A 22236-nucleotide genomic window follows, 5' to 3' on the forward strand; every position below is an offset into this window, starting at 1 on the left:
CGTTGAACGGAGCAATAGATGCAAATGCATCTAAATTGGTCTACACTGGAGACCAAGCCCAGCAAGTCCAGGAACGGAAAGGCACGTCATGCAGATCGGTGTATTCAGCGTCAGCGACATCACCACGGACCCCACCACAGGCCGGACCCCCACCGAACACGAGCGCATCAAGGCCTCCGTGGCCATCGCCAAAAAGGTCGAGGAAATCGGCATGGATGTCTACGCCATCGGCGAGCACCACAACCGGCCCTTCTTCTCCTCCTCCCCCACCACCACCCTGGCCTACATCGCAGCCCAGACCGAGCGCATCATCCTCTCCACGGCCACCACGCTGATCACCACCAATGACCCGGTGAAGATCGCCGAGGACTTCGCCATGCTCCAGCACCTGGCCGACGGCCGCGTGGACCTGGTCCTTGGCCGCGGCAACACCGCCCCGGTGTACCCGTGGTTCGGCAAGAACATCCAGGACGGCGTGGAACTGGCCATCGAGAACTACAGCCTCCTGCGCAAGCTGTGGGACGAGGACACGGTGAACTGGTCCGGCAAGTTCCGCACCCCGCTGCAGAACTTCACCTCCACACCCCGCCCGCTCGACGGCGTGGCTCCCTTCGTATGGCACGGCTCCATCCGCACCCCGCAGATCGCCGAGGTGGCCGCCTACTTCGGTGACGGCTTCTTTGCCAACAACATCTTCTGGCCCAAGGAGCACTACCAGCAGCTGATTGGCCTCTACCGCGAGCGGTACGAGCACTACGGCCACGGCACGGCGGACCAGGCGATTGTTGGCCTCGGCGGCCAGTTCTTCATGCGGAAGAACTCACAGGAGGCGGTGAAGGAATTCCGCCCGTACTTCGACAACGCTCCCGTCTACGGCCATGGTCCGTCCCTGGAGGACTTCACCTCGCAGACCCCGCTGACCGTGGGCAGCCCGCAGGAAGTCATCGAAAAGACCCTGACGTTCCGCGAGCACTTCGGTGACTACCAGCGCCAGCTGTTCCTGATCGACCACGCCGGCCTGCCGCTGAAGACCGTCCTGGAGCAGCTGGACCTGTTCGGCGAGGAAGTCCTGCCGGTACTCCGCAGGGAGTACGCGGCCCTCAAGCCCGCGCACGTTCCGGAGCCGCCCACCCACGCCGCCCGCGTGGCCGCCCTGCTGGCATCGCAGGATGCCGACAAAGCCACCTCGGAGGCGTAGTGGCTGCGGGAGGACCGGAATCGCCGGTGCGGCTGGCGGCCGAAACCTGGGAATCGCTGTTCCGGGCGCAGGTAGCGGTCATGCGGAAGCTGCAGTCCGGACCGGCGTTCCGGAAGCTGGCGGTGAACGAATACGACGTCCTGTTCACGCTCTCGCGCTGCCCGTCCGGCTGGCTGCGGCTCAACGAGCTCAACGACAACGTCCTGTTGAGCCAGTCCAGCCTCAGCAGGCTGGTGGAGAGGCTCGAAAGGCGGGGCCTGGTGGCCAGGATGCCGGCACCGGAGGACGGCCGCGGCGTGCTGCTCAAACTGACCGACGAAGGGCGGGAACTGCAGAAGGAGATCGGCCGCGAGCACGTCCGGGACATCTCTGACCTGGTGGGTCCGGCACTGACGGCTGCCGAGCAGAAGGAACTGATGCGGCTCACCGAGAAGCTGCGGAGCTCCCTGGGGAAGCGTTAGCCCAGCTGCACCAGCCGGGAGGGATCCTCGCCGGGCAGGTCCCCGTTGACCACGGCGGTGACGCGAAGCTGGTTCAGCACCAGGCTTCCGCCCACCGTGGAAAGGAAGGCGGTGTCCGACGAGTCCCGGCCCGCGGTGATGCGCAGCATCGATTCCCGCGGGGCAAGCCCCGTGGGGTCGATGACGTGCCAGGCGCCCTCCACATAGGCTTCCGCCACGGCGTGGAAATCCATGGGTTTCAGCCCGGGGGCATAGACAGCCGCGAGGCGGGCGGGAATGTCCTTGGACCGCAGCAGGGCAATGGCCAGGTGCGCGAAGTCCCGGCAAACACCCCGCCTGCTGAGGAGGGTCTCCACCGCACCGTCCGTGCCGCGGGAGGAGCCGCTGATGTACCGCAGCTCGCCATTGACCCAATCGCGGACCGTATGGACCAGGTCCGGCCCCTGGACCCCTTCGAATTCAGCGTAGGCCGTCGGCAGCAGCCGGTCCGACTCGGCATACCGGCTGGGACGCACATAGCGGATCCGGTCGGCGAGGCTGGCGTCTTCCGGAACGCCCCGTCCGCCCACGGTGGCGGAATATTCCACCGTGACGTCGGTGGGCTCGGCGAACTCCATGTAGTGGAACCTGCCGCCGTGGTGGTCCGAAACATCAGTGAGTGGAACGTCCGCTCCGCCGGCGGTGACCGACAGGGATTCCTCAAAGGATGAGTAGCCGCTGTTCCGCGCTACGGCGATGGCCATGGCCACCTTGGTGTTGGCGATGGTCCTGAAGGCCAGGCGTGCGGAAACAGAGCGTTCCATGTCTCTCCGGGGGTGTTGGGGGGCGGACGGCAAGTCGCGTGCCCCGGCACCTGGTGAGCGCCGGCCGCGGGACTAGTTTTTGACCTTCAGCGACATTAGCATCCGCTGCACGTTGGCGAAGTCAGCGCTCTCGTTGACGTACTGCGCCGCCTGGCCAAGGGTGTCGAAGGCCTTCGCCGGAGCCACTTTCTCATCCGGCGCGAAGGCTTTGAGGGCCACGAGGTCGCCAAACGAATAATCCCCCTTGCCGGCCGGACCACGCACCACATTGCGCAGCTCGCACGCCTGCCCGTCCGTTCCGCCCACCAGGTTGGTAATGCCGTAGGAACCGAAGTAGCGGTAACCCTGGATCACCCGGTAGACCATGCGCGGCGGGATGGTTCCCTCGCCGCCCTGCGCGGCGAGTTCAAACGGGACGCTGCTGATCACCGTGTAAGGGTGCCGCGCGTTTTCCGGGCAGTCAGCGGACGACGGCGGCAGTCCCGTCCGGAGCACGGCCATGAAGGTTCCGTCGGGCTTCTTCACATCGACCTTCAGTCCGCCGGGAAGGACACCTTCCTCCGGCGCCACTGACTGGGCGACCCAGTCCGCCGGCAGGTCGAAGCTGACCGTCTTTGCCGGATCGGAGAACGTCTTCCACGTCACCGCGGTGGGCACAGCCTGCGGTTCGCCGGATGCCGGGGCGCTGCCGGTCGCGGACGCCGCGCCTGCGCCGGACGATGCCGAGGCTGACGCTGCTGTGGCTGGCGATGCCGTTCCGGGAGTTACTGTTCCGGAAGGTTCCGCCTGCGCCGTCCATCCCGGGTTGCCGGCCTGGGGGCCGGAGCACCCCGTGAGCAGAACCGCGGCGGCCACCAGGGTCACACCGGAAAGAACAGCCTTTGCTGGCTTGCATGTCATGGGATCAGCCTAGTGGCGCCGCACCCCTCGCCTGCCTGTCGTGAAGGTGTTTCGTGCACCCCCGGAGCGGCCCTCTAGCCGGCCCGCCAACGCGCCGCCGGGGGCGGCACCTGCCCGGCGTGTCGCCGTCGGACGCCTACCACCCTGGCCTGGGACTAGGCTGGAGGCTATGTCGGAAGAGCAGCACGGCGCAGCCGAAGAGAACCCCGCGGACATTTCCGCCCTGGACATCGTGGACTGGCGGCTGCGGACCTTTGCGCTCTACGACACCGTCCGCAAAATCTCCGCCGAGAGCCCGTCGGAGGCGCACTCATACTGGCGCCACCAGCGGGACCTGATGTTCGCCACCCATCCTGCATCCGCGCTGACCGCGGCGGACAAGGCGCGCTTTTCCGGCCTGAAGACCGCCGATTACGATCCCATCTACCGGTTCCACGTCCCGCTCACCAAGGAGGGCGCGGGCCGGGAATTGAGCGTGGACACGGGGACCGACGGCGTGGTCCACTTTGTCCGGCTGGGCACGTTCGACCTTCCGGAAATGGGCCAGCTGGGGGTGTGGAAGATCCACGGCTACGGCGGCGGCATCTTCGTTCCGTTCCGCGACGCAACGGCCGGTCAGCCGGGCGGAAGCTACGGGGCGGGGCGCTACCTGCTCGACACCATCAAGGGTGCATTCCACGGCGTCAGCGGCACTGGGCCCGACGCCACCTTCGTGCTGGACTTCAACTTTGCCTACAACCCCTCCTGCGCCTACAACGAGGCGTGGGCATGTCCACTCGCCGGGCCGTCCAACCGGCTGGCAGTGGACATCCCCGTGGGCGAGCTGTACTGATCTATGGCGGGTCTTCGCGGGCGCCCTGCGCACAGCCGTATCCCCTCCCCCTTGGGCACTGAGCGTGCTGCCGGTGCCACCGCGTGAGGGAGGGTACTTCCGCACCCGCCGTCGCGGAGACCCCCGCCCGGCGCTTTCCAGCCACGAGGCACCACCGGGGTGTCCTGCGTTTTCCGGTCATCCGGCAGCTGCTGCGTTTCTCCGGCGTGGGCGTCATCTGCACCGCGGCGTCCCTGGGGCTCTACGCGCTGCTGCGGCCGTGGCTTGGCGCCCAGCTGGCCAACGCCGTGGCACTCATCCTCACGTCCCTGCTGAACACGGCCCTTAACCGGCGGCTGACCTTCAAAATCGCCGGCCAGCAGCGGCGGACCCGTGACCACCTCAACGGCCTTGTGGTGATTGGCGTGGCGCTGGTGATCACCGGCAGCAGCCTGGGGGTGCTGCACTGGTTTAATCCGGATGCCACCGTGGGCGACGAACTGGTGGCCACCACGCTCTCCGGCTTCCTGGCCACCGCTGTGCGCTTCAGCATGCTGCGGCACTGGATCTTCCGCCGCGCGCGCCACCGCTAGGCCTGCCGGACCGTGGGGCGGGGCTAACGGACCTGGCCCGCGCCCAGGTTCCTGACGCCGGCGACGGCCGCCTGGACGGCATTGGCTGCCGCGTCCAGGTCCTCCTGCGTCACCGACGCGTCGAAACTGAAGCGGACCGCCGTCTGGGCCACCCCGGCGGGAATCCCCAGCGCCGTGAGCACGGGTGACGGCGCATCGGAGCCTGCAGCGCAGGCCGAGCCGCTGGAGCAGACCACGCCGCGCCGTTCCAGTTCCAGGAGGACAGACTCGCCACTGGTTCCGGGGAAACAGAACGACGCCACCGACGGCAACCGTTCCGTTCGGTGGCCGGTGAGGACAGCGTCCGGAACCCCTGACAGCACCGCGGCGATGAACCGGTCGCGCAGCGCGGCAACACGTCCCCGTTGCCCTGCCTGGCGTTCCTGCGCAAGCGTAAGGGCAGTGGCCAGGCCCACCGCCCCGGCAACGTTTTCCGTTCCCGATCGGCGGCCCCGCTCCTGGCCGCCGCCGTGGATGACCGGTTCCAGCCGCGTACGGCTCCGGACGAACAGCATGCCGCAGCCTTTGGGTGCCCCCAGCTTGTGCCCGGAGATGCTCATGGCATCAACGCCCAGCGCCTTGGGATCAAGTGGCAGCCAGCCGGCGGCCTGGACGGCATCGGTGTGGAACGGGATGCCGTGGGCGCGGGCCAGTTCCGCCAAGGCTTTGATGGGCTGGATGGTGCCCACCTCGTTGTTGGCGTACATGACGCTGACCAGCGCGGTCTCCGGCCGCAGCACCCCGGCCAAGGCCGCGGGTGTCACCTGGCCGGCGGCGTCCACCGGCACCACATCTACGGCAAAGCCGTGGAAGCGCTGCAGGTACCGCGCGGATTCCTCCACGGCAGGGTGTTCGACGGCGCTGATCACCACCCGGTTAAGCTGCGGGTTGGCCATCTGCCGGGCCAGGGCAATGCCTTTGATGGCCAGGTTGTCGGCCTCCGTTCCCCCGGAGGTAAAGACCACTTCGCCCTGCCGGCAGCCAAGGGCGGCGGCCACCGCTGCCCGCGCCCCTGCGAGCGCCGCAGCGGCTGCTTCCCCGAGGGAGTGGTGGCTGGAGGGGTTCCCGAAGCTGCCCGTAAGGTAGGGCCACATGGCGTCCAGCACCTCACGGCGGACCGGGGTGGTGGCGGCGGCATCAAGGAAGATCATGGCAGGTTCACCCGGCGCTCAGCTCGACGTCGAGGCCCAGGTCCAGGGCGGCCACGGTGTGGGTGAGTGCGCCAATGGAGATGACATCCACGCCTGTGGCGGCAATGGCCGCGACAGTGCCGGGGTTGACGTTGCCGCTGGCTTCCACCCGGGCGCGTCCGGCCACGAGGGCCACGCCGGCCTTCAGTTCCTCGATGCTGAAGTTGTCAAGCATGATGGTGTCCACCCCGGCCGCGAGGACGGGTTCGATCTGGTCCATGCTGTCCACTTCCACTTCAAAGTGGGTGGTGTGCCCCAGCCGGGCCTTGGCGGCCAGCAGGAGCCCGGTGAGTTTTTCCGGGTCGCCGCCGGTCATCACGGCAAGGTGGTTGTCCTTCGCCAGCACGGCGTCGGAGAGACTGTAGCGGTGGTTTGAACCGCCGCCGCACCTGACGGCGAAGCGCTCCAGGATGCGCAGGCCGGGTGTGGTTTTGCGTGTGTCGGTGATGCGGGCCCGGGTTCCCTCGGCGAGCCGCACGAACTCGGCGGTCTTCGTGGCGATGGCGGACATCCGCTGGACCAGGTTGAGCGCCACGCGTTCTGCCAGCAGCACCGAGCGCGCGGTGCCGCTGACCCGTGCCAGGTGCGTGCCGGCGTCGAACGTTTCCCCGTCCGCCACCAGCAACTCCACCCTGGTGGCGGGGTCCACGAGCTGCATGGCGTCGCGGAATACGGTGGCACCGCTGAGGACACCCGGGACCCGGGCGTTGAGGACGGCGGTGGCGCGTGCGTTGGCGGGAATGAGGAGCTGTGAGGTGATGTCGCCGGAGGGCGCGTCCTCGGCGAAGGCCCGTTCCAGGATCTCCCTGACCGGGGCGGGCGGAAGGGTGAGGTCCAGTGCCGGCCGCGGGGGTGCTGCCTGGTCGATCACGGCGGGTTCAGTCATGGAGCAGGCTCGCTTTCGGGCGGAGGGAGGACGGATGGTCGGGTTCTTCGGGTACGTCGCTGCGGTAGTGGGCGCCAAGAGATTCACTGCGCTGGAGGGCACCAGCGACAAGCAGTTGCGCGGCCAGCAAAAGATTCCGGTCCTCATGCACCACAGGGTCAGCGGAGGAATCAACTGCATCAGGACGGACGACGGCGGCCCAGCCAGCCAGGATCCGGGCAGCCCCAGCCAACAGCTCCCCGGAGCGCAAGACCCCGGCATGCGAGGTCATCAACAACCGAAGAGCCCCCCGCGAAAACGGCTCCCCGGCACTGATTCCCCCACCGAAGGTGGACGGCCAACTCCCGCCTGGCGCACTTGCCCCGGCCGTCGCGCCCACTGATGCCGCACCCAAGGGGACCCGACAATCATCGACTGAGGGTGCTCCGGAAGCGAGCGTCAAGGGGAGGCCGGCAGCGGCCGAGACAGCGAGCGGAGGAGCGCCGTCAGGCGACACCCAAGGAAGCGCGTCACCGGAGAGGAAAGATTCAACAGCGCGGCGGCCGAAGACGAGTCCCTCGAGGAGGGAGTTGCTGGCCAGCCGGTTAGCACCCTGGACGCCGGTGCAAGCGACTTCACCGGCGGCGTAGAGGCCGGGGACGGTGGTGCGTCCGTGGGAATCGGTACGCACCCCACCCATCCAGTAGTGGGCGGCGGGGGCGACGGGGACCAGTTCGCGGGTCCAGTCGATGCCGGCGTCGAAGGTCTTGCGGGTGAGGGTGGGGAACCGCTGCTGGAGGAAGCTTTCGCCCCTGGCCTGTTCGATGCCGCGGGCGTCGAGGTAGACGTGGCCGTTGGGCTCGCCCAGCTTGGCGAGGTGGAGCGCGATGCTGCGCGAGACGACGTCGCGGGGTGCCAGTTCGGCGTCGGGGTGGTAGGCCTGCATGAAGCGCCGGCCGTTGGAGTCGAGCAGGATGGCTCCTTCGCCGCGGACGGCTTCGGAGATCAGCAGCGGTCCGTCCAGCCGGGCCGGGTGGGCCGTGGCGGAGCTGACCAGGCAGGTGGGGTGGAACTGGAAGAATTCGAGGTCTGCCACTGCGGCGCCGGCGCGGACGGCGAGCGCCAGCCCGTCGGCGGTGGCAACGGCGGGGTTGGTGGTCTGGGCGAACAGTTGGCCGGCTCCCCCGGTGGCGAGCAGGACGGCATCCGCAGCCAGGGTCGCGTGCCGGCCACCCTGGAGGTATTCGACGCCCGCCACCCGCCCGTCCCGGGTAACGAGTGCGACGGCGTCCGCATGCGTGAGGATGGTCAGCGTTCCCTCGTCCCCCCGGGACAGGACGGCTTGGATCAGCGCGCCGGCGACGCGTGCACCCGTGGCGTCACCCCCGGCGTGCAGGATGCGCGGGGCACTGTGGGCCGCTTCGAGCCCAAGGGCCGGCACGCCGTCGTGCATTGCCCCCTCCTCGCCAGCCCCTGGATCGAAGGCAACCCCGTAGCGCTGGAGGCCCGCGATGTCCCGCCGCGCCTCCGTGCACATCAGCCGCACCGCGGCCTCGTTGCAGTGTCCGGCCCCAGCGCGGAGGGTATCGGCGATGTGCGCGGCCACAGTGTCCCCGGGCGCGGGGTCGGCGAGTACGGCGGAAATGCCGCCCTGGGCGTACCAGGTGTTGCTGTGGTCCAGCGCGCCTTTGGTCAGCAGCACCACGTCCGCGCCGGCGTCGGCGGCGAGCAGTGCGGCGTAGAGGCCGGCGATGCCGCTTCCGACGACGGCGAGGCGGCGCGCAGGCCCGTCCCCTTGGCCGGTGGCCACTTGGGCCTGGCGGCCGCGAGGGGGTACTGCAGGCTGGCGGGTCATCAGGGCCTCGCAGCGAGCATGCGTTCGAGCGCCGTCCTGGCATTGGCCTGTACGTCGTGATCCACGGTGATGCGGTTGACGATACGGCCGGCCACCAGTTCCTCCAGCACCCAGGCGAGGTAGCCGGGGTGGATGCGGTACATGGTGGAGCATGGGCAGATCACCGGGTCCAGGCAGAAGATGGTGTGCTGCGGGTACTCGGCGGCAAGCCGGTTGACCATGTTGATTTCGGTGCCGATGGCGAACGTGGTGGGCTCGGTGGCGGCGGCGATGGCCTTCTTGATGAAGTCCGTGGAGCCGGCGGAGTCCGCGGCGTCCACCACCTCCATGGGGCACTCCGGGTGCACGATGACCTGGACGCCGGGGAAGTCCGCGCGGGCCTTCTCGATCTGGGCCACGTTGAAGCGCTTGTGCACCGAGCAGAACCCGTGCCAGAGGATGACGCGGGAGTCCAGAAGGGCCTGTTCGTCATTGCCGCCCAGGTCCTTGCGCGGGTTCCACATGGGCATCTGCTCCAGCGGCACGCCCATGGCTTTGGCCGTGTTGCGGCCCAGGTGCTGGTCCGGGAAGAACAGCACCCGCTGCGCCCGCTGGAAGGCCCATTCCAGGACGGTCCTGGCGTTTGAGGAGGTGCAGACGATGCCGCCGTGTTCACCGCAGAATGCCTTCAGGGCTGCGGAGGAGTTCATGTAGGTGACGGGGATGACCGGGACCCGGCCTTCGGCGTCGGGCTCGGTGCCGAAGATCTCCGACAACTGCTCCCAGCATTCCTCCACGGACTCTGCGTCAGCCATGTCGGCCATGGAGCAGCCGGCGGCGAGGTTGGGCAGGATGACGGCCTGTTCCGGGGTGGACAGGATGTCCGCCGTTTCGGCCATGAAGTGCACTCCGCAGAAGATGATGGCTTCCGCGTCCGGCCTGGTCAGTGCCGCGTTGGCGAGCTGGAAGGAGTCACCCACGAAGTCGGCGTACTGGATCACCTCGTCGCGCTGGTAGAAGTGGCCCAGGATGACGGCACGGTCACCCAGGGCGGCCTTGGCGGCCCGAATCCGTTCGCCGAGTTCGGCGTCACTGGCCAGCTTGTACTCCTGGGGCAGCTGGCCCTGGCGCGGCGTGGTGGCTGGGGCAGGGTCCGCGCTCGAGGCGCCCGGGCCATAGGCGGGGATGCCGGCGAGGGCCTCGGCGAGATCGTAGTCCCAGGGGCCCTTGGCCAGCGCCGGGCTGCAGGTGCTGCGTTCCGCCGCTGCGCCTTTTTCGGCCTGTTCGCGCGTGATCAGCTGGATTGCCGTGTTGACGCTGCTCATGGTGTGCTCCTGTTGTCTGGGTCAAGGCCTGGCCGGCCGGTGTAGCGGTAGAGGCGTGGCGGACGGTGTTTGCCGCCCTGGAGGTATTCCCCGGTTTCTTCGATTTCCGGAGTGGATTTGAGTTGCCGGCGGAAGTTGGCGGGATCCAGCTGGCGGTCCAGGACGGCTTCGTAGACTTCGCGGACCTGGGCCAGGGTGAAGTACTCACCCAGCAGGTGGTACGCCACCGAGCCGTAGGCCAGCTTGTTGCGCAGGCGCCAGAGGGCGTAGTCAACGATCGCGTTGTGGTCGAAGGCCAGGTCACCCAGGCGGTCGGCCCGGAACCACCGCACGTTCTCGGATTCATCCGCCAGCGCCGCTTCCGTGGGCTGGACCAGGGCCCAGTAGACGATGGACACCACGCGCTGGGTGGGTGAGCGGTGCAGGCCGCCGAAGGCATACAGCTGCTCAAGGTAGCGGGGCGCCAGGCCCGTGGTCTCCCGCAGGTTCCTGGCGGCGGCGTCCTGGAGGGACTCGTCATGGCTGAGGGGGCCCCCCGGCAGTGCCCACAGTCCCTTGAAGGGCTCACGGATGCGCCGCACCAGGGGCAGCCACAGCGTGGGGCGGCCCGAGGTTTCACTTGGCCGCAGGGCGAAGATCACCGTGGAGATGGCGAGCGACGGCGGCGCGGCCTGCCGCTCGGAAACATTTGCCGAGCTGTAGTACATCCGTTCCACCGCCTTCCGTCATTTCCGCCGCGGCGGTTGTTCAGAGTTATGGTCATCTTGACCAAAACTAATTCTACGGCCGCGTGCACCAGAAAGGGAAATATTTCTGCATCCCAGTCGGGGCCGCAGCCGGCCGCATCCGAAACCCTCTTCCCGCATCCCGCGGCCCCTGCCTTACCGTCCATTTCCGGGCGCGTTCCGGAGACGGTAAATTCAAGAGGTCCCACGAGGACCCCCGACCCCAGAGGCCGGACCCCCAACCAGCCCCCAGAAGGTGCATTGCCCCATGACGACGAAGTCTGACCTGACCACGTCCGCCACACCCCCGCAGAAGATCACAGCCGGCCACAGCATGAAGCCGCGGCAGCTCACCATGATGGGGCTGGGCAGCGCCATCGGCGCGGGGTTGTTCCTGGGATCCGGCGCCGGCGTCCAGGCGGCCGGACCGGCAGTACTCGTTTCCTACCTCGTGGCCGGAACGCTGATCATCCTGGTGATGTGGGCCCTGGGCGAGATGGCGGCCGCAAACCCGACCAGCGGAGCTTTTTCCGTGTACGCGGAGCGGGCGCTGGGCCGGACGGCAGGAGCCACCATTGGCTGGCTGTGGTGGCTGCAGCTCGTCGTGGTGATTGCGGCCGAGGCATTGGGTGCCGCCGGACTGCTGTTCTCCGTCTGGCCCGTGGTCCCGGTCTGGGCGCTGGCGCTGCTGTTCATGGTGGTGTTCACCGGCATCAACCTGGCCGGCGTCCGGAACTTCGGTGAGTTCGAGTTCTGGTTCGCCATCCTCAAAGTGGCCGTCATCGTCCTGTTCCTCGCAGTCGGCGCCGCCCTGCTCCTGGGCCTGCTGCCCGGCGTCGCCTCCCCCGGCGCCGGAAACCTCACCGGGAACTTTGCTCCCCAGGGCCTGGGCGGTGTTGCCGCAGCCCTGTTCGTGGTGATCTTCGCGTTCGGAGGGACGGAAATCGTCTCCGTGGCCGCAGCCGAAACCGAGGATCCCGAGCGCAGCGTCGGCAAGGCCATCAGGACGGTCGTGTGGCGCATCCTGGTGTTCTACATCGGTTCTGTCTTCGTCATTGCCGCCGTCCTTCCCGCCACATCCAAGAGCCTCGCCTCGCCCTTCGCCGGCGTGCTGGACGCTGCCAGGATCCCCGGCGCCTCCACCGCCATCACGCTGGTCGCCGTCGTCGCACTTCTCTCGGCGCTGAACGCGAACCTTTACGGCGCCTCCCGCATGGTGTATTCACTCTCGCAGCGGGGCGAGGCGCCGCGGGCCCTGACCCGGCTCAACAATGCCGGAGTGCCCTTGCTCGCTGTGGCGGTATCGGTGGCCTTCGGCTTTATCGCCACAGTCCTTGAACTGTTGTTCCCGGAACGGATCCTGCCCGCACTGTTCCAGCTGGTGGGATCCACATGCCTGGTGGTCTGGGGCAGCGCACTGGTCTCCCAGCTGATCCTGCGGCGGCGGGCAGACCGGGACGGAATCCCGCTTCCCCTGCGCATGAAGGGCTTTCCCGGCCTGACCATCCTGGGACTGGTCCTGCTGGGCCTCATCTTCGCCGTCGGCCTCAGCGCCGACAGCAGCCGCGTGCAACTCTTCAGCACTTTTGCGCTGATCGCAGGCATTGCCCTGGCGTGTGCTGCGGGCGCCCGCCTGGCCAGCAGGAACCGGCCTGCCAACAGGTAGAGTGGTGCGTACCTTTCCAAGGAAGACGCACCGACGCGCCGGGCCCGCCCAGGCGCCGTACCTGATTGGGGAACTGACACCATGAGCGGCAGGCACACCGGACAGCAGCACGCACACACCGTGGAGGGCACCGACCCCCAAATGTATGTTGCGGTCCACGAGCCGGCGGACGATGCAGGCCTCCGGCCGGTCCTGCTGCTGCACGGCTTTTCCTCCTCCTCCAAGCTCAACTGGGAGGACACCGGCTGGGTGTCTGCACTGCTCGACGCCGGCCGCCGGGTCATCACCGTCGATCTTCCAGGACACGGCCGCAGCGGCGCCCCGGAGGACATGGACTCGTACTCCCCCAGCAAGATCAGGGCCGATTTGCTCCAGGCAGCGTTCGACGCCGGAGCGCGCCCCCTGCACGACGGGGACCCTGCCAGCGGGCTGGACGTAGTGGGCTATTCCCTGGGGTCCCGGCTCGCGTGGGAGTTCGCCGCGACCCAGCCCGAGCTGGTGCACCGGCTGGTGCTCGGCGGACCCAACGACTCCGACCCCCTGGCCGCATTCGACCTTCGGGCCGCCCAGGACTACCTGGCGGACGGCACACCGATCCGCGACGAGTCCACCGCCCAGCTCCTGAAGATGGCACTGCTGCTGCCGAGCAACAACATCTTCGCGCTGCTGTCCCTGGTGGAGGCCATCAAGGCCGAACCCTACGACCCCGCCGAAGCCGTACCCCACGTTCCGATGCTGCTGGTGGTGGGAGACAAGGACGAACGGGCCCACACCCTGCCCAGGCTCACCGAACTGGCCCGCAGCGCCGGCTCCATGGCCGAGCAGCTGGTCCTGCCCGGCCGGAACCACACCAACGCCATCACCAGCAGGGCCTTCAAGCAGGCCGCCATCTCGTTCCTGGGGGTCTAGGCTGCAGCGATCCCTTGGGCAGCGCGAATTGATTCAAATCCTGGCCAGTCAGTAGTCAACCCCCGGATCGGGCCCTCCCTCCATCCGGAAGCACGCGGACGATGACAACACATAGAGAGCATTCCGCCCGGGGTTGTACTCAATGGAATGCCTGTAACCCTGATCATCCGTGATGACAAGTTGCGGATTGCCATTGATGCTGGTCTTGTCCGTGACGGTCCAGCCGGCCTGCGCCGACCAGTCCGACTTGATGTCCGTAAGGAGAGCCGAGGGGTCGGCGTCGGCGGTGAGGACGATGTCCATCATCCCTGGCCAGTAATAGCCGCCGTTCCCGCATTCAAACAAGGCGCGGGACTTTTTAATTTGCACCGATGTGGACACTTCCGCCGGCGGCACCGCCGCCTTCAGCTCCTCCTGCTGGCTCAGGACTGACTGCTTTGCGGTAGCAAGATCCAGGCTGGCAAATAGGGGGTCGGCGGCCGGCGCACACGCCGCCAGCACGGCCGCGACGTACGTCAGTGACAAGGCCTTGGCTATCCGCGTGAACCGGTCGGCCAAGGCGATGACCGGCCGCCGTCGACGCAACGATGCGCGTCCCCGCGCAGGTCCTGATCTGACAACGTCTCCGGCCATCATGCCCCCATGTGTTGATTCCCCGGCTCAAGCGGGTTGGCGCCTGGCCAGCAGCCCGTCCCGGCAATGCTACCGGGACCGGCCCACCGGACCGATGGGTAGAACTGCCCTCGCATAACAACGGCCCGGACCTTGCGGTCCGGGCCGTTGTTGCGGTCCCCCGGTAATGCGTCGTCAGCGTCAGTGGTGGCTGCTGACTCCGAGCGGGCGGCCCTTGGTTTCCTTGGCCAGCACGACGCCGACCGCTGAGATGACGCAGAGGACCATGATGTAGATGCCGATCGAACCGGTCCACTTGGTGGACTGCAGCAGGAATTCAGCGATGGTTGCCGCGAAGGCGCCGCCCAGGATGGCACCGAACGCGTAGCCGATGGAGATGCCGGAATACCTGACGTTTGCGGGGAACATCTCCGCGTACATGGCGGACATGGGGCCGTACGACAGGCCCAGGCCAATGGTCAGGACGAACAGGGCAACGCCGTAAAGCACGATGTCCTTGGTGTCGATCAACGCGAACATGGGGATCATCCAGGCGAAGACGATGGCGTAGCCGATCAGGAAGGTCTTGACCCGGCCAATCCGGTCCGACAGCCAGCCGCCCACCAGGGTGAAGATCAGCCAGCCAAACGACGCCAGCGTGGTGGCCAGGAGGATCTGCGGGGTGGGCATCTTCAGGGTCTTGGTGGCGTAGGAGATGAAGAACGCAATGAGCAGGTATCCCGCTGCATTGTTGCCGATGAAGATCAGGGTGGAGTACAGGACGGGCAGCTTGTGGTTCCGGATCAGCTCGCCAAGGGGGGCCTTGCTCTCCTTCTTCCGGAGCGCCATTTCCTGGAAGACCGGGCTTTCGGCCACTGCGCGGCGGATCAGGTAGCCAACGACGATCAGGACGATGGACAGCAGGAACGGCACCCGCCAGCCCCAGGCCGCAAAGTCTTCCTTGGACATGCTCGTGTTGAGGAAGAACAGCAGGCCGGTGGCCAGGATCATGCCCACGGGCACGCCGATCTGCGGGTAGGCACCAAACAGGCCTCGGCGGCTGATCGGAGCATGCTCCACAGCCATCAGGGCAGCACCGCCCCACTCACCGCCGGCCGAGAAACCCTGGATGACGCGCAGCAGGATCAGCAGGACAGGAGCCCAGGCGCCAATCTGCGCATAGGTGGGGAGCATGCCGATCAGTGCCGTGGCTGCGCCCATCATCACCAGGGTGAACACCAGCATCGCCTTTCGTCCCAGGCGGTCGCCCAAGTGCCCGGCGATCACTGCGCCGAGGGGACGGAACAGGAAGCTGATGCCAATGAGGGCAAAGGAGAGGATCTGGGCCAGGCCCGGGTTGGACTCGTTCAGCGGTGCCAGGAACAGCGGTGACAGCAGCGTTGCGGTCAGCTGGGCAAAGATGAAGAAGTCGTACCACTCGATAGTGGTGCCGACGAGGGTGCCGGCGAGGACCTTGCGTTCCTCCCGCCGGTTGCTGGGACCGGCGGCTGTATCCACCTTGGAAGGTGTGGTCATTGAAACTCCATTGTTTATTGGGCAGCAGTGCCGCCCGGACGCCTTCAGGATTACCGACAGAACGGTCAGTTAGTTAGTAGGGTACTACGGAAGTTGTGATGTGGAACACGGAGCGGGAGTTTTTTGCGAGGATTTGCGATGAACGGTTAAGTTCTATATTTGAACTGCAAGTTCGTATATAGGACGATACAGCCTGCCCGGGGATGAGACAAGAGTCACGGCAGCACGGGCCAGGCAACCTAGGATGGACATCATGACTCCTCCAGCAGCCGCAACCCGGGCGGCAGCGGCACCGCAGGCTTCGCCCTCCCAGACCCTTTCGCGTGGCATCCGCGCCCTTGAGATCCTTGCAGCTGCCCCTGGCCCACTGACCATCGCCGAACTGGCCGATGCCATGGGTGTGCACCGTTCGGTGGCCTACCGGATCCTTCGCACCCTGGAAGATCATTCGCTCCTGGTGCGGGACGACGCCGGACGGGTCCAGCCGGGCCCCGGCCTGGCGGTTCTGGCACGCGGCGTGTCACGCAACCTGCAGAGCGCAGCACTGCCGGAGCTCACCCAGCTGGCAAACTCACTGGACATGACAGCGTTCGTGGCGGTGTGGGACCACCATGACTGCATCACTCTCGTCACGGTCGAGCCCAGGCATTCGGGGGCAACCGTTGCCCAGCACCCGGGCACCCGCCACCCCATCAACGCCGGCGCGCCCGGAATTGCCATCCAGTCCGCCCTCTCGGAGGAGGAGTGGGACCGGCTGGCCACGGGCATTCCCTATCGCCCGGAGGCGGCGGAGGCACGGAGGAAGGGCTACTCGGCCAGCCATGACGAGGTGATCGCCGGAGTCTCCTCGCTGGCAGCACCCGTTAGGGTGCCTGGCGGGCGTCCGGCCGCACTCGCCGTCGTCTATATTCGTTCGGCCCATGATCCGGATGCCATGGGCGCTGCCATCGCGGAAAGTGCGGCCCGGATCGAGAGCCAGCTGGCATAACAGCGCAACCGGCCGGCGACGCCTGCAGGAAGGTGCGGCGTCAGGCCCGACGGCGGAGGACGACGGCGGTTCCCGCGCCGAGCAGGGCCAGCGCGCCGGCAGCGCAGACCGGGACGAGGAACGCGGCCGCAGGCCCGTGGAGCTGGGCCAGCTGTCCTCCAATCGAGGAGCCGATGGCCGTTCCGGCGACAATGCCGCTGGCCAGCGCGGTCATGACCGTGCCAAGCCGGCCGGCTGGAGCCACCGAGCCTCCGACAGCGAAGACGGTGACCATGACGGGGCCCACCGGGAGCCCAAGGACCAACAGGACTGCCGCCATCCATGGCAGGGACGAGGGCACCAGGAGCAGGACCGCCAGGCCCGCCATGAGGACTGCGCAGACCACCCAGCGCAGCGCCAGGCCTGCGCGGCGCGGCCAGTATGCAACCGAGAGTGCCGCGGCCGCGGAGCTGAGGCCCATCACGGCATACAGCAGCCCCGCGATTTCCGCACCTGCGAGCCCGGCAGAGAAGGCGCTCAATGCAGCCTGGGTGGACCCAAAGAACGTGCCCATGCAGGCCATGGCAAGGACGGGCAGGGCCACGGCCCACGGCAGCTTCGCGGCGTTCGCAGCACCACTGCGCTTCCTGCCGGCCGGACGCCGGTTGGCCGGCACGGCCTGGTGGGTGGGATGCACGGCGAAGGCCGGCACCAGCGTGATGGTCATGGCCGCGGCCAGTACCAGTGGAAGCCAGGGCGCCACGAGGCTGGCCAGGATTCCCACCAGGGCCGGTCCGAGGACAAAGGTCACCTCGTCGGCCGTGCTCTCGTAGGACAGGGCCGTGTCCAGGTCACGGCCGGAACCACCGGGCGGTGCCGTTGGACCGCCGGCATTGGCCGTCAACGACATCCACCTGACCCGGGCCAGGGGTCCCACCTGTGGGCAGGTGGCGCCGGCCGCGAAGGCAGCTGCCAGGACAGCGGGCAGGAAATCGCCCGACACTGCGGCGGTGTTCGCAACGAGGACCAGGGCCAGCACGGCCACTGTATTGAGGACCGCGGACAGCAGCAGGACCGGCCGCTGCCCCCTCCTGTCCGCGAGGGACCCCAGCACTGGAGCCCCCAATGCGGAGCCGATGCCCACGGCGCCTGCTGCTGTGCCACCGGCGGCAAAGGAGCCACTGACGGATGTGACAAGGGTGAGTGTGCCCATGGCCAGCATGGCCAGGGGAAGCCGCGCAAAAAGGCCAAGGGGAATGAAGCCCGGGCCGGCCAATTGCGGAAGGCGCGAAAAGCGTCCCGTCACTGCCGTTTCCGTGGAATCCGGGCGCGGGGTTTCCCGGCCTGGAACGGCCGGGGCAGGGGTGGCGCCGGTGGCTGGAGGGGTGGTTTGTGGTGTCACTTCGGGGCTCGTTCAGTAGGTGCGCATCGTCCCTCCTCCCGATGCGCGCAACCCGGTAACGCGGTCCAGTATATCGGCCCCGGTCAGAGGACTGCGTCCAGGCTTTCGGAGATCCGCAGCGTGGAGCCGTTCCGGTTTTTCACCACCTGCAGCTGGGTGCTGATCCGCTGTTTCATCTCGGCTACGTGGCTGACCAGTCCTACTACCCTGCCGCCGTCGCGGAGTCCTTCGAGGGCATCCATGACCTGCTCCAGGGATTGATCGTCCAGGCTGCCGAAACCCTCGTCAACGAACAGGGTTTCGATTTCCACCCCTCCGGATTCCTGCTGGACCACGTCCGCAAGCCCCAGGGCCAGGGAGAGTGATGCCATGAAGGACTCACCCCCTGAGAGGGTGGAAGTATCCCGGCGGAACCCCGTCCACTGGTCCACCACTTCCAGGCCCAGCCCCGACTTTGCACCCCGGGCGGCTTTGGCGTCGGTGTGCTGGAGCAGGTAGCGGCCATCGCTCATGGCCACCAGGCGTTCAGAGGCAGCGAGGGCCACCTGTTCCAGCCGAGCGGCCAGGACATAGCTGGTCAGGCTCATCCGGTACGTGTTCTCGCCCCGGCCGGCGGCGGCGTCAGCCAATCCGGTCAGCATCTGCGCCCGCTCCGCCGGCCCGCGCGAGGAGCAGACCAGCGCGTCATATTCGGCGGCGATGGACTTCAACGATGCCAGGCAGCGGGCGGCCAGGCCTGCAGCCAGGTCGGCTTCCCTCGCCTCGTCCCGGGCTGCCGCCGCCGCGAGGCGCAGCGCTGCCAGCCGTTCCTCGTCCGCCTGGAACGCGCCCGCGGCTTCGTCCAGTGCGAGCACAATATCTTCTGACTCGAACAGGCCGGCCACGCGGGCTGCTTCGTCGTGGGCGGCGCGGATGGCGGCCTCGAGGGCTGCCAGTTCACTGGCGCCGAGGAGCTGGCCGCGGACTTCATCGGCGGTGGAAAAGCCGGCACCGGGCAGGGCCCGTTCCAGGTGCTCCTGGGCTTCCATGGCCTGCAGCCGCGCGGCATCCAGGCGTGCCTGCGCTTCGACGGCCTTATTCAGGACGGCTACGGCCTCTTCCAGTGCCCTCAGCCGGCGGTCCAGGCTGCGGTGGCCGCCCCGCAAGCCGGCAAGCGCCGTGTCCAGTGCTGCAATCTGTTCGGCCAGGTCGGCGAGCGAGACCGCGGTTTGGGACAGCTCCGCCTCCGTTTCGGCCAGCGTGGTCCTGGCCTGGGCGAGGCTGGCATCCAGGGCCTCGAGCCGCCGCCGCCTGTCCTGCAGCTCCTCCGCCGCCTGCTCGGCATCCGCTGCCGCGGCCAGCGCATCTTCTGCGCCCGAGCGCGCATCCTCCACCGGCGTGGTTCCGCCCTGACCGGCGAGGACGGCCACCGCCTGCTCCGCCTCGGCAAAATCAGCGGCAACCAGGGCGTGGGCGGCCTCGGCAGCCTCGTAGGAGCCGTGGGCCCGTTCCTCATCCCGGGCCAGGGCCGGGCCTCCTGTGCCCGCATCTGCCGGGCCGGGATGCTGCCCGCTTCCGCAGACGGGGCAGGGCTCTCCGGCAACCAATCCGGCAGCCAGTTCGGACGCAGCGTTAGCGAGCCGTTCCTCCCGCAGGTCCAGCCAGCGGCGCTTTGCCTCCAGCAGGTTCTCCCGCGAGTCTTCGTGGCGGCTCTTGACCCGGTCCCTGCGCGAGACGGCGGTCCCGTACCGCCGGACCACGTCCAGCAGCTCCGCCGCAGCGGCAGCTTCCTTGCGCCGCAGTGCAGCTTCCACCGAGCGGGTCGCCAGCTCCTCCATGCCGTGGGCCAGCTGTTCACGTTCGGCCGTCAACTGCACGGTGCGCTGGCCCAGCGTCTCCACGGCGAGCTCCAGCTCACCCTGCGTTGCGGCCAGGCCGTGGTGCCGCTTCCGCAGGCCCTGGAGCCTGTCCTCATCCGGCAGCCGGGCCTCGACCACGGCCAGCAGCGAACGCAACCTGCCCAGTTCCTCAGGAGCCTCGGGTACGTTCCCCCGGGCATCGCCATTGGCCCCGGGCGTGGCAGCCGTACCCTCTGCTGCTCCAAAGCCGAGCTGGGCCAGTTCACCGCCATCCCCGGCGGCCATGCGGAGCAACGTCATGGCGGATTCGGCAGCCGCGGCGGCGCTGCGGACCTTGGTGGCCGCAGCATCCACAGCCTGCAGCTGCCCTTGCAGCACTTCGGCCTGGCGGTGCCTGGCGAGCCGGGAGGAACGCTCTTCCTGCTGTGCGGCACCGTCGTCGACGGCCTTTTGCCGTGCGGCGGCAGCTTCGAGTTTCCGGTGCCGGTCATGGCTCGCCGCCTCCCGCTCAGCCTCGGCGCGGCGGTCCTGGTTGAAGGCCTCAGCGGCGGTGGCCTGTTCCGTGAGTTCCGCCAGCCGCACGGCAGCAGACGACTGCAGCCAGTCAAGGCGGCGTGGGATGTCGTCTCCCGGCGGGGCACCGGCGTCCGGAAACTGCAGCGGGGCGGCCTCGGTTTCCGCGCGGGCGGCGAGGAGTCCGAGTTGCCCGGACAGGACCGCCACGTCCTCCCGGGCGGCGGCGGCCTGCCGCGAGAGTTCCTGTTCCAGGGCTTCAAACCGTTGGGTGCCGAAGAGCTTCTGCAGCAGGTCCAGGCGGTCAGCAGCCTTGGAGCGGAGGAAGGCAGCGAAATCACCCTGCGGCAGCATCACCACCCGGGTGAACTGTTCCCGGTCCATTCCCAGCAGGGCCATGATCTCAGCGCCTGCTTCATCGTTGCGGGCGGACTTCTCAACCCAGGCTCCGCCCACCCGCTCGCGGAGCAGCGTTTTGGCCTGCTGGACAGTGAATCCGTTTTTCCCACGGGCGCTGGGCTTTTCCCATGCCGGCGAGCGGGTCACTTCGAAGCGCCGGCCCTGCGCGGAAAACTCACACGTGACGGCGGGCTCCTGCCCGGGCTCCGCGTGGTCGCTGCGCAGCCGCTTGCCGTCCTGCCGGGCGCCGGGAACCGAGCCGTAGAGGGCAAAGCAGATGGCATCCAGCACGCTGGTTTTGCCGGCACCCGTGGGCCCGTTCAGCAGGAACAGGCCGTGGGCGCTGAGGCGGTCAAAGTCAATGTGTTCGGTTCCCGCGAAGGGTCCGAACGCGGAGATCCGCAGATGGTGGATCCTCACCGTGACGCCTCCAGGAGCCTGACGTTTTCCAGTGCGGCGGCGAGAGCAGTCTTTTCTGCCGGGTCGGAGCTCCTCCCCCGCACGTGTTCCAGGAAGCCGCAGCATACGGCAAGGTCATCCGGGGCGCCTGCGAGCCTGCTGCTGTAGCTGGCCTCCGTGGCGGCAGCGGCACCCTGCGGATCGAACGCCAGGACCAGGGTGTCCGGGAACCGGGCGCGCAGCCGTTCCATGGCGCGGGAGGGACGCTGGGCATCCGTCAGGGTGATCTGGCAATAAGCGGTTTCAGCCCAGGCATGACTTGGGTCCACCAGGAGATCCTCCAGCGGTCCGCGCAGTACCGCCAGTGACCGCGGGGCCTCCCAGAGGACCTCCGCCACGGACGTGACGCCCTCCGGACCGATGTCCACCAGCCAGGCACCCTTCTGGTGGGTGGACTCGGAGAAGGAATAGGCCAGGGGCGAGCCCGAATACCTTACGGAGTCTGACAGCTTCTGCCGCCCGTGCAGGTGGCCCAGCGCGGTATAGCTGAAATTGTCGAACAGATCCAAGGGAACAGCACCCACTCCGCCGATGCTGAGGTCCCGCTCGCTGTCCGAACTGATGCCCCCGCTGGCAAAGGTGTGGGCCAGGACCACCGAGTGGACGGTCCCGGAAGCGCCGCGCCGCGCGATGTCCTCCCGGACCAGGCTGGTTGCCGCGCGGGTAACCTCGAAGTGGCTTGCCGTTTCCACGCCCAGCTGGTCAGCGACCATTCTGGGCTCAAGCCACGGGATGCCGTAGAGCGCCAGGGTGGCTTCCTTCCCGGCAGCATCCGCTCCCAGCGGCAGCAGAAGCGGCTGGTCGAGGTCCTCCACCCTTGTGCGCAGGTGCACTCCCCCGCGTTCCAGCAGGCGGGATGCGAACCCCAGGCGGATCGCGGAATCGTGGTTGCCGCTGGTGAGGACCACCTTTGCACCCGCGGCGGTGAGCCGCACCAGGGCATCGTCCAGCAGGTGGACCACGTCCACCCCTGGAAGCGCCCGGTCATAGACGTCCCCGGCAATCAGGACAACGTCCACGCTGTCCCGCTCAACCGCCGCCACCAGCTGGTCAACGAAAGCGCGCTGGGCGTCCAGCATGCCGACGCCGTGGAAGGAACGGCCCAGATGCCAGTCCGAGGTGTGAAGTAACCGCATATTCCTAAGCTATCGGCAGCCACTGACAGTCGAGAAAAACGCCGCGGCAAACAGC

Annotated in this window: 19 protein-coding genes; 7 read left to right on the forward strand and 12 right to left on the reverse strand. The window is 67.8% G+C overall.

Annotation, left to right across the window (positions count from 1 at the left end; all coding sequences use genetic code 11):
- Positions 1–88: 88 nt before the first annotated feature.
- Together ACTAQI_RS08245 and ACTAQI_RS08250 are read left to right on the forward strand one after the other, a co-directional pair.
- Positions 89–1198, forward strand: coding sequence for an LLM class flavin-dependent oxidoreductase (locus ACTAQI_RS08245; protein ID WP_457950541.1), 1110 nt, complete (start codon positions 89–91; stop codon positions 1196–1198).
- The gene (locus tag ACTAQI_RS08250) at positions 1198–1659 is read left to right on the forward strand and encodes a MarR family winged helix-turn-helix transcriptional regulator (protein WP_457950542.1); all 462 of its coding nucleotides are present in this window, start codon (positions 1198–1200) and stop codon (positions 1657–1659) included. The genes ACTAQI_RS08245 and ACTAQI_RS08250 overlap by 1 nt, the downstream gene beginning before the upstream one ends.
- Here ACTAQI_RS08250 and ACTAQI_RS08255 read toward each other — a convergent pair.
- On the reverse strand, positions 1656–2462 hold the full coding sequence (locus tag ACTAQI_RS08255) for a transglutaminase-like domain-containing protein (protein ID WP_457950543.1): 807 nt from the start codon (positions 2460–2462) through the stop codon (positions 1656–1658). The two genes, ACTAQI_RS08250 and ACTAQI_RS08255, sit on opposite strands and share 4 nt — an antisense overlap.
- A 72-nt stretch (positions 2463–2534) precedes the next feature.
- Positions 2535–3362, reverse strand: a complete 828-nt coding sequence (locus ACTAQI_RS08260) for a hypothetical protein (protein ID WP_457950544.1) — start codon at positions 3360–3362, stop codon at positions 2535–2537.
- A gap of 169 nt (positions 3363–3531) precedes the next feature.
- Here ACTAQI_RS08260 and ACTAQI_RS08265 point away from each other — a divergent pair, with 169 nt between their 5' ends.
- Entirely contained in the window at positions 3532–4194 is a 663-nt protein-coding gene (locus tag ACTAQI_RS08265) for a DUF1684 domain-containing protein (RefSeq protein WP_457950545.1), read from the forward strand.
- A gap of 83 nt (positions 4195–4277) precedes the next feature.
- Entirely contained in the window at positions 4278–4766 is a 489-nt protein-coding gene (locus ACTAQI_RS08270) for a GtrA family protein (protein ID WP_457950546.1), read from the forward strand.
- Between the two features lie 23 nt (positions 4767–4789).
- Here ACTAQI_RS08270 and ACTAQI_RS08275 read toward each other — a convergent pair whose 3' ends face one another.
- The 5 genes from ACTAQI_RS08275 to ACTAQI_RS08295 are packed head-to-tail and all read right to left on the reverse strand — an operon-like array spanning position 4790 to position 10726.
- A complete protein-coding gene (locus ACTAQI_RS08275; protein WP_457950547.1) occupies positions 4790–5956 on the reverse strand; it encodes a cysteine desulfurase family protein in 1167 nt (388 codons plus the stop codon).
- Positions 5957–5963: 7 nt separating this feature from the next.
- Complete coding sequence (gene nadC / locus ACTAQI_RS08280) at positions 5964–6881, reverse strand: carboxylating nicotinate-nucleotide diphosphorylase (protein WP_457950548.1); 918 nt, start codon at positions 6879–6881, stop codon at positions 5964–5966.
- Entirely contained in the window at positions 6874–8715 is a 1842-nt protein-coding gene (locus ACTAQI_RS08285; RefSeq protein ID WP_457950549.1) for an L-aspartate oxidase, read from the reverse strand. The genes nadC and ACTAQI_RS08285 overlap by 8 nt, the downstream gene beginning before the upstream one ends.
- A complete protein-coding gene (gene nadA, locus ACTAQI_RS08290) occupies positions 8715–10019 on the reverse strand; it encodes a quinolinate synthase NadA (RefSeq protein ID WP_457950550.1) in 1305 nt (434 codons plus the stop codon). The genes ACTAQI_RS08285 and nadA overlap by 1 nt, the downstream gene beginning before the upstream one ends.
- Positions 10016–10726, reverse strand: coding sequence for an NUDIX hydrolase (locus ACTAQI_RS08295; protein ID WP_457950551.1), 711 nt, complete (start codon positions 10724–10726; stop codon positions 10016–10018). The genes nadA and ACTAQI_RS08295 overlap by 4 nt, the downstream gene beginning before the upstream one ends.
- 286 nt (positions 10727–11012) lie before the next feature.
- Between ACTAQI_RS08295 and ACTAQI_RS08300 the strand changes: the two genes are divergently transcribed.
- Both ACTAQI_RS08300 and ACTAQI_RS08305 read left to right on the forward strand, forming a co-directional pair.
- A complete protein-coding gene (locus ACTAQI_RS08300; protein ID WP_457950552.1) occupies positions 11013–12410 on the forward strand; it encodes an amino acid permease in 1398 nt (465 codons plus the stop codon).
- Positions 12411–12491: 81 nt separating this feature from the next.
- Positions 12492–13319, forward strand: a complete 828-nt coding sequence (locus ACTAQI_RS08305; protein WP_457950553.1) for an alpha/beta fold hydrolase — start codon at positions 12492–12494, stop codon at positions 13317–13319.
- Between the two features lie 48 nt (positions 13320–13367).
- Here ACTAQI_RS08305 and ACTAQI_RS08310 read toward each other — a convergent pair whose 3' ends face one another.
- Positions 13368–13955 (reverse strand): hypothetical protein, encoded by a 588-nt coding sequence (locus ACTAQI_RS08310; protein WP_457950554.1) that lies wholly within the window; start codon positions 13953–13955, stop codon positions 13368–13370.
- A gap of 177 nt (positions 13956–14132) precedes the next feature.
- Complete coding sequence (locus ACTAQI_RS08315; protein WP_457950555.1) at positions 14133–15467, reverse strand: MFS transporter; 1335 nt, start codon at positions 15465–15467, stop codon at positions 14133–14135.
- A 253-nt stretch (positions 15468–15720) separates the two neighbouring features.
- Between ACTAQI_RS08315 and ACTAQI_RS08320 the strand changes: the two genes are divergently transcribed.
- On the forward strand, positions 15721–16455 hold the full coding sequence (locus ACTAQI_RS08320; RefSeq protein ID WP_457950556.1) for an IclR family transcriptional regulator: 735 nt from the start codon (positions 15721–15723) through the stop codon (positions 16453–16455).
- 40 nt (positions 16456–16495) lie between these two features.
- On the opposite strand, the gene ACTAQI_RS08325 is transcribed toward ACTAQI_RS08320, so the two are convergent.
- The 3 genes from ACTAQI_RS08325 to ACTAQI_RS08335 form a co-directional block, all read right to left on the reverse strand.
- Positions 16496–17836: an MFS transporter gene (locus ACTAQI_RS08325; protein ID WP_457950557.1), complete on the reverse strand. Its 1341-nt coding sequence runs from the start codon at positions 17834–17836 to the stop codon at positions 16496–16498.
- Between the two features lie 83 nt (positions 17837–17919).
- Positions 17920–21006 carry an AAA family ATPase gene (locus tag ACTAQI_RS08330; protein ID WP_457950558.1) on the reverse strand — a complete coding sequence of 1029 codons (3087 nt, stop codon included), beginning with the start codon at positions 21004–21006 and terminating at the stop codon, positions 17920–17922.
- Positions 21003–22181: an exonuclease SbcCD subunit D gene (locus ACTAQI_RS08335; RefSeq protein ID WP_457950559.1), complete on the reverse strand. Its 1179-nt coding sequence runs from the start codon at positions 22179–22181 to the stop codon at positions 21003–21005. Before ACTAQI_RS08335 ends, ACTAQI_RS08330 begins: the two co-directional genes overlap by 4 nt.
- Positions 22182–22236: the final 55 nt, after the last annotated feature.

It is taken from the genome of Pseudarthrobacter sp. alpha12b (assembly GCF_054130495.1).

Excerpts from the sequence above, each read along its gene's own strand:
- ACTAQI_RS08295 (WP_457950551.1), bottom strand. The coding sequence starts at position 10,726 with ATGTACTACAGCTCGGCAAATGTTTCCGAGCGGCAGGCCGCGCCGCCG.
- ACTAQI_RS08275 (WP_457950547.1), bottom strand. The coding sequence starts at position 5,956 with ATGATCTTCCTTGATGCCGCCGCCACCACCCCGGTCCGCCGTGAGGTG.
- ACTAQI_RS08260 (WP_457950544.1), bottom strand. The coding sequence starts at position 3,362 with ATGACATGCAAGCCAGCAAAGGCTGTTCTTTCCGGTGTGACCCTGGTG.
- ACTAQI_RS08255 (WP_457950543.1), bottom strand. The coding sequence starts at position 2,462 with ATGGAACGCTCTGTTTCCGCACGCCTGGCCTTCAGGACCATCGCCAAC.
- nadC (WP_457950548.1), bottom strand. The coding sequence starts at position 6,881 with ATGACTGAACCCGCCGTGATCGACCAGGCAGCACCCCCGCGGCCGGCA.
- ACTAQI_RS08305 (WP_457950553.1), top strand. The coding sequence starts at position 12,492 with ATGAGCGGCAGGCACACCGGACAGCAGCACGCACACACCGTGGAGGGC.
- ACTAQI_RS08285 (WP_457950549.1), bottom strand. The coding sequence starts at position 8,715 with ATGACCCGCCAGCCTGCAGTACCCCCTCGCGGCCGCCAGGCCCAAGTG.
- ACTAQI_RS08335 (WP_457950559.1), bottom strand. The coding sequence starts at position 22,181 with ATGCGGTTACTTCACACCTCGGACTGGCATCTGGGCCGTTCCTTCCAC.
- ACTAQI_RS08315 (WP_457950555.1), bottom strand. The coding sequence starts at position 15,467 with ATGACCACACCTTCCAAGGTGGATACAGCCGCCGGTCCCAGCAACCGG.
- ACTAQI_RS08245 (WP_457950541.1), top strand. The coding sequence starts at position 89 with ATGCAGATCGGTGTATTCAGCGTCAGCGACATCACCACGGACCCCACC.
- nadA (WP_457950550.1), bottom strand. The coding sequence starts at position 10,019 with ATGAGCAGCGTCAACACGGCAATCCAGCTGATCACGCGCGAACAGGCC.
- ACTAQI_RS08300 (WP_457950552.1), top strand. The coding sequence starts at position 11,013 with ATGACGACGAAGTCTGACCTGACCACGTCCGCCACACCCCCGCAGAAG.
- ACTAQI_RS08310 (WP_457950554.1), bottom strand. The coding sequence starts at position 13,955 with ATGATGGCCGGAGACGTTGTCAGATCAGGACCTGCGCGGGGACGCGCA.
- ACTAQI_RS08265 (WP_457950545.1), top strand. The coding sequence starts at position 3,532 with ATGTCGGAAGAGCAGCACGGCGCAGCCGAAGAGAACCCCGCGGACATT.
- ACTAQI_RS08320 (WP_457950556.1), top strand. The coding sequence starts at position 15,721 with ATGACTCCTCCAGCAGCCGCAACCCGGGCGGCAGCGGCACCGCAGGCT.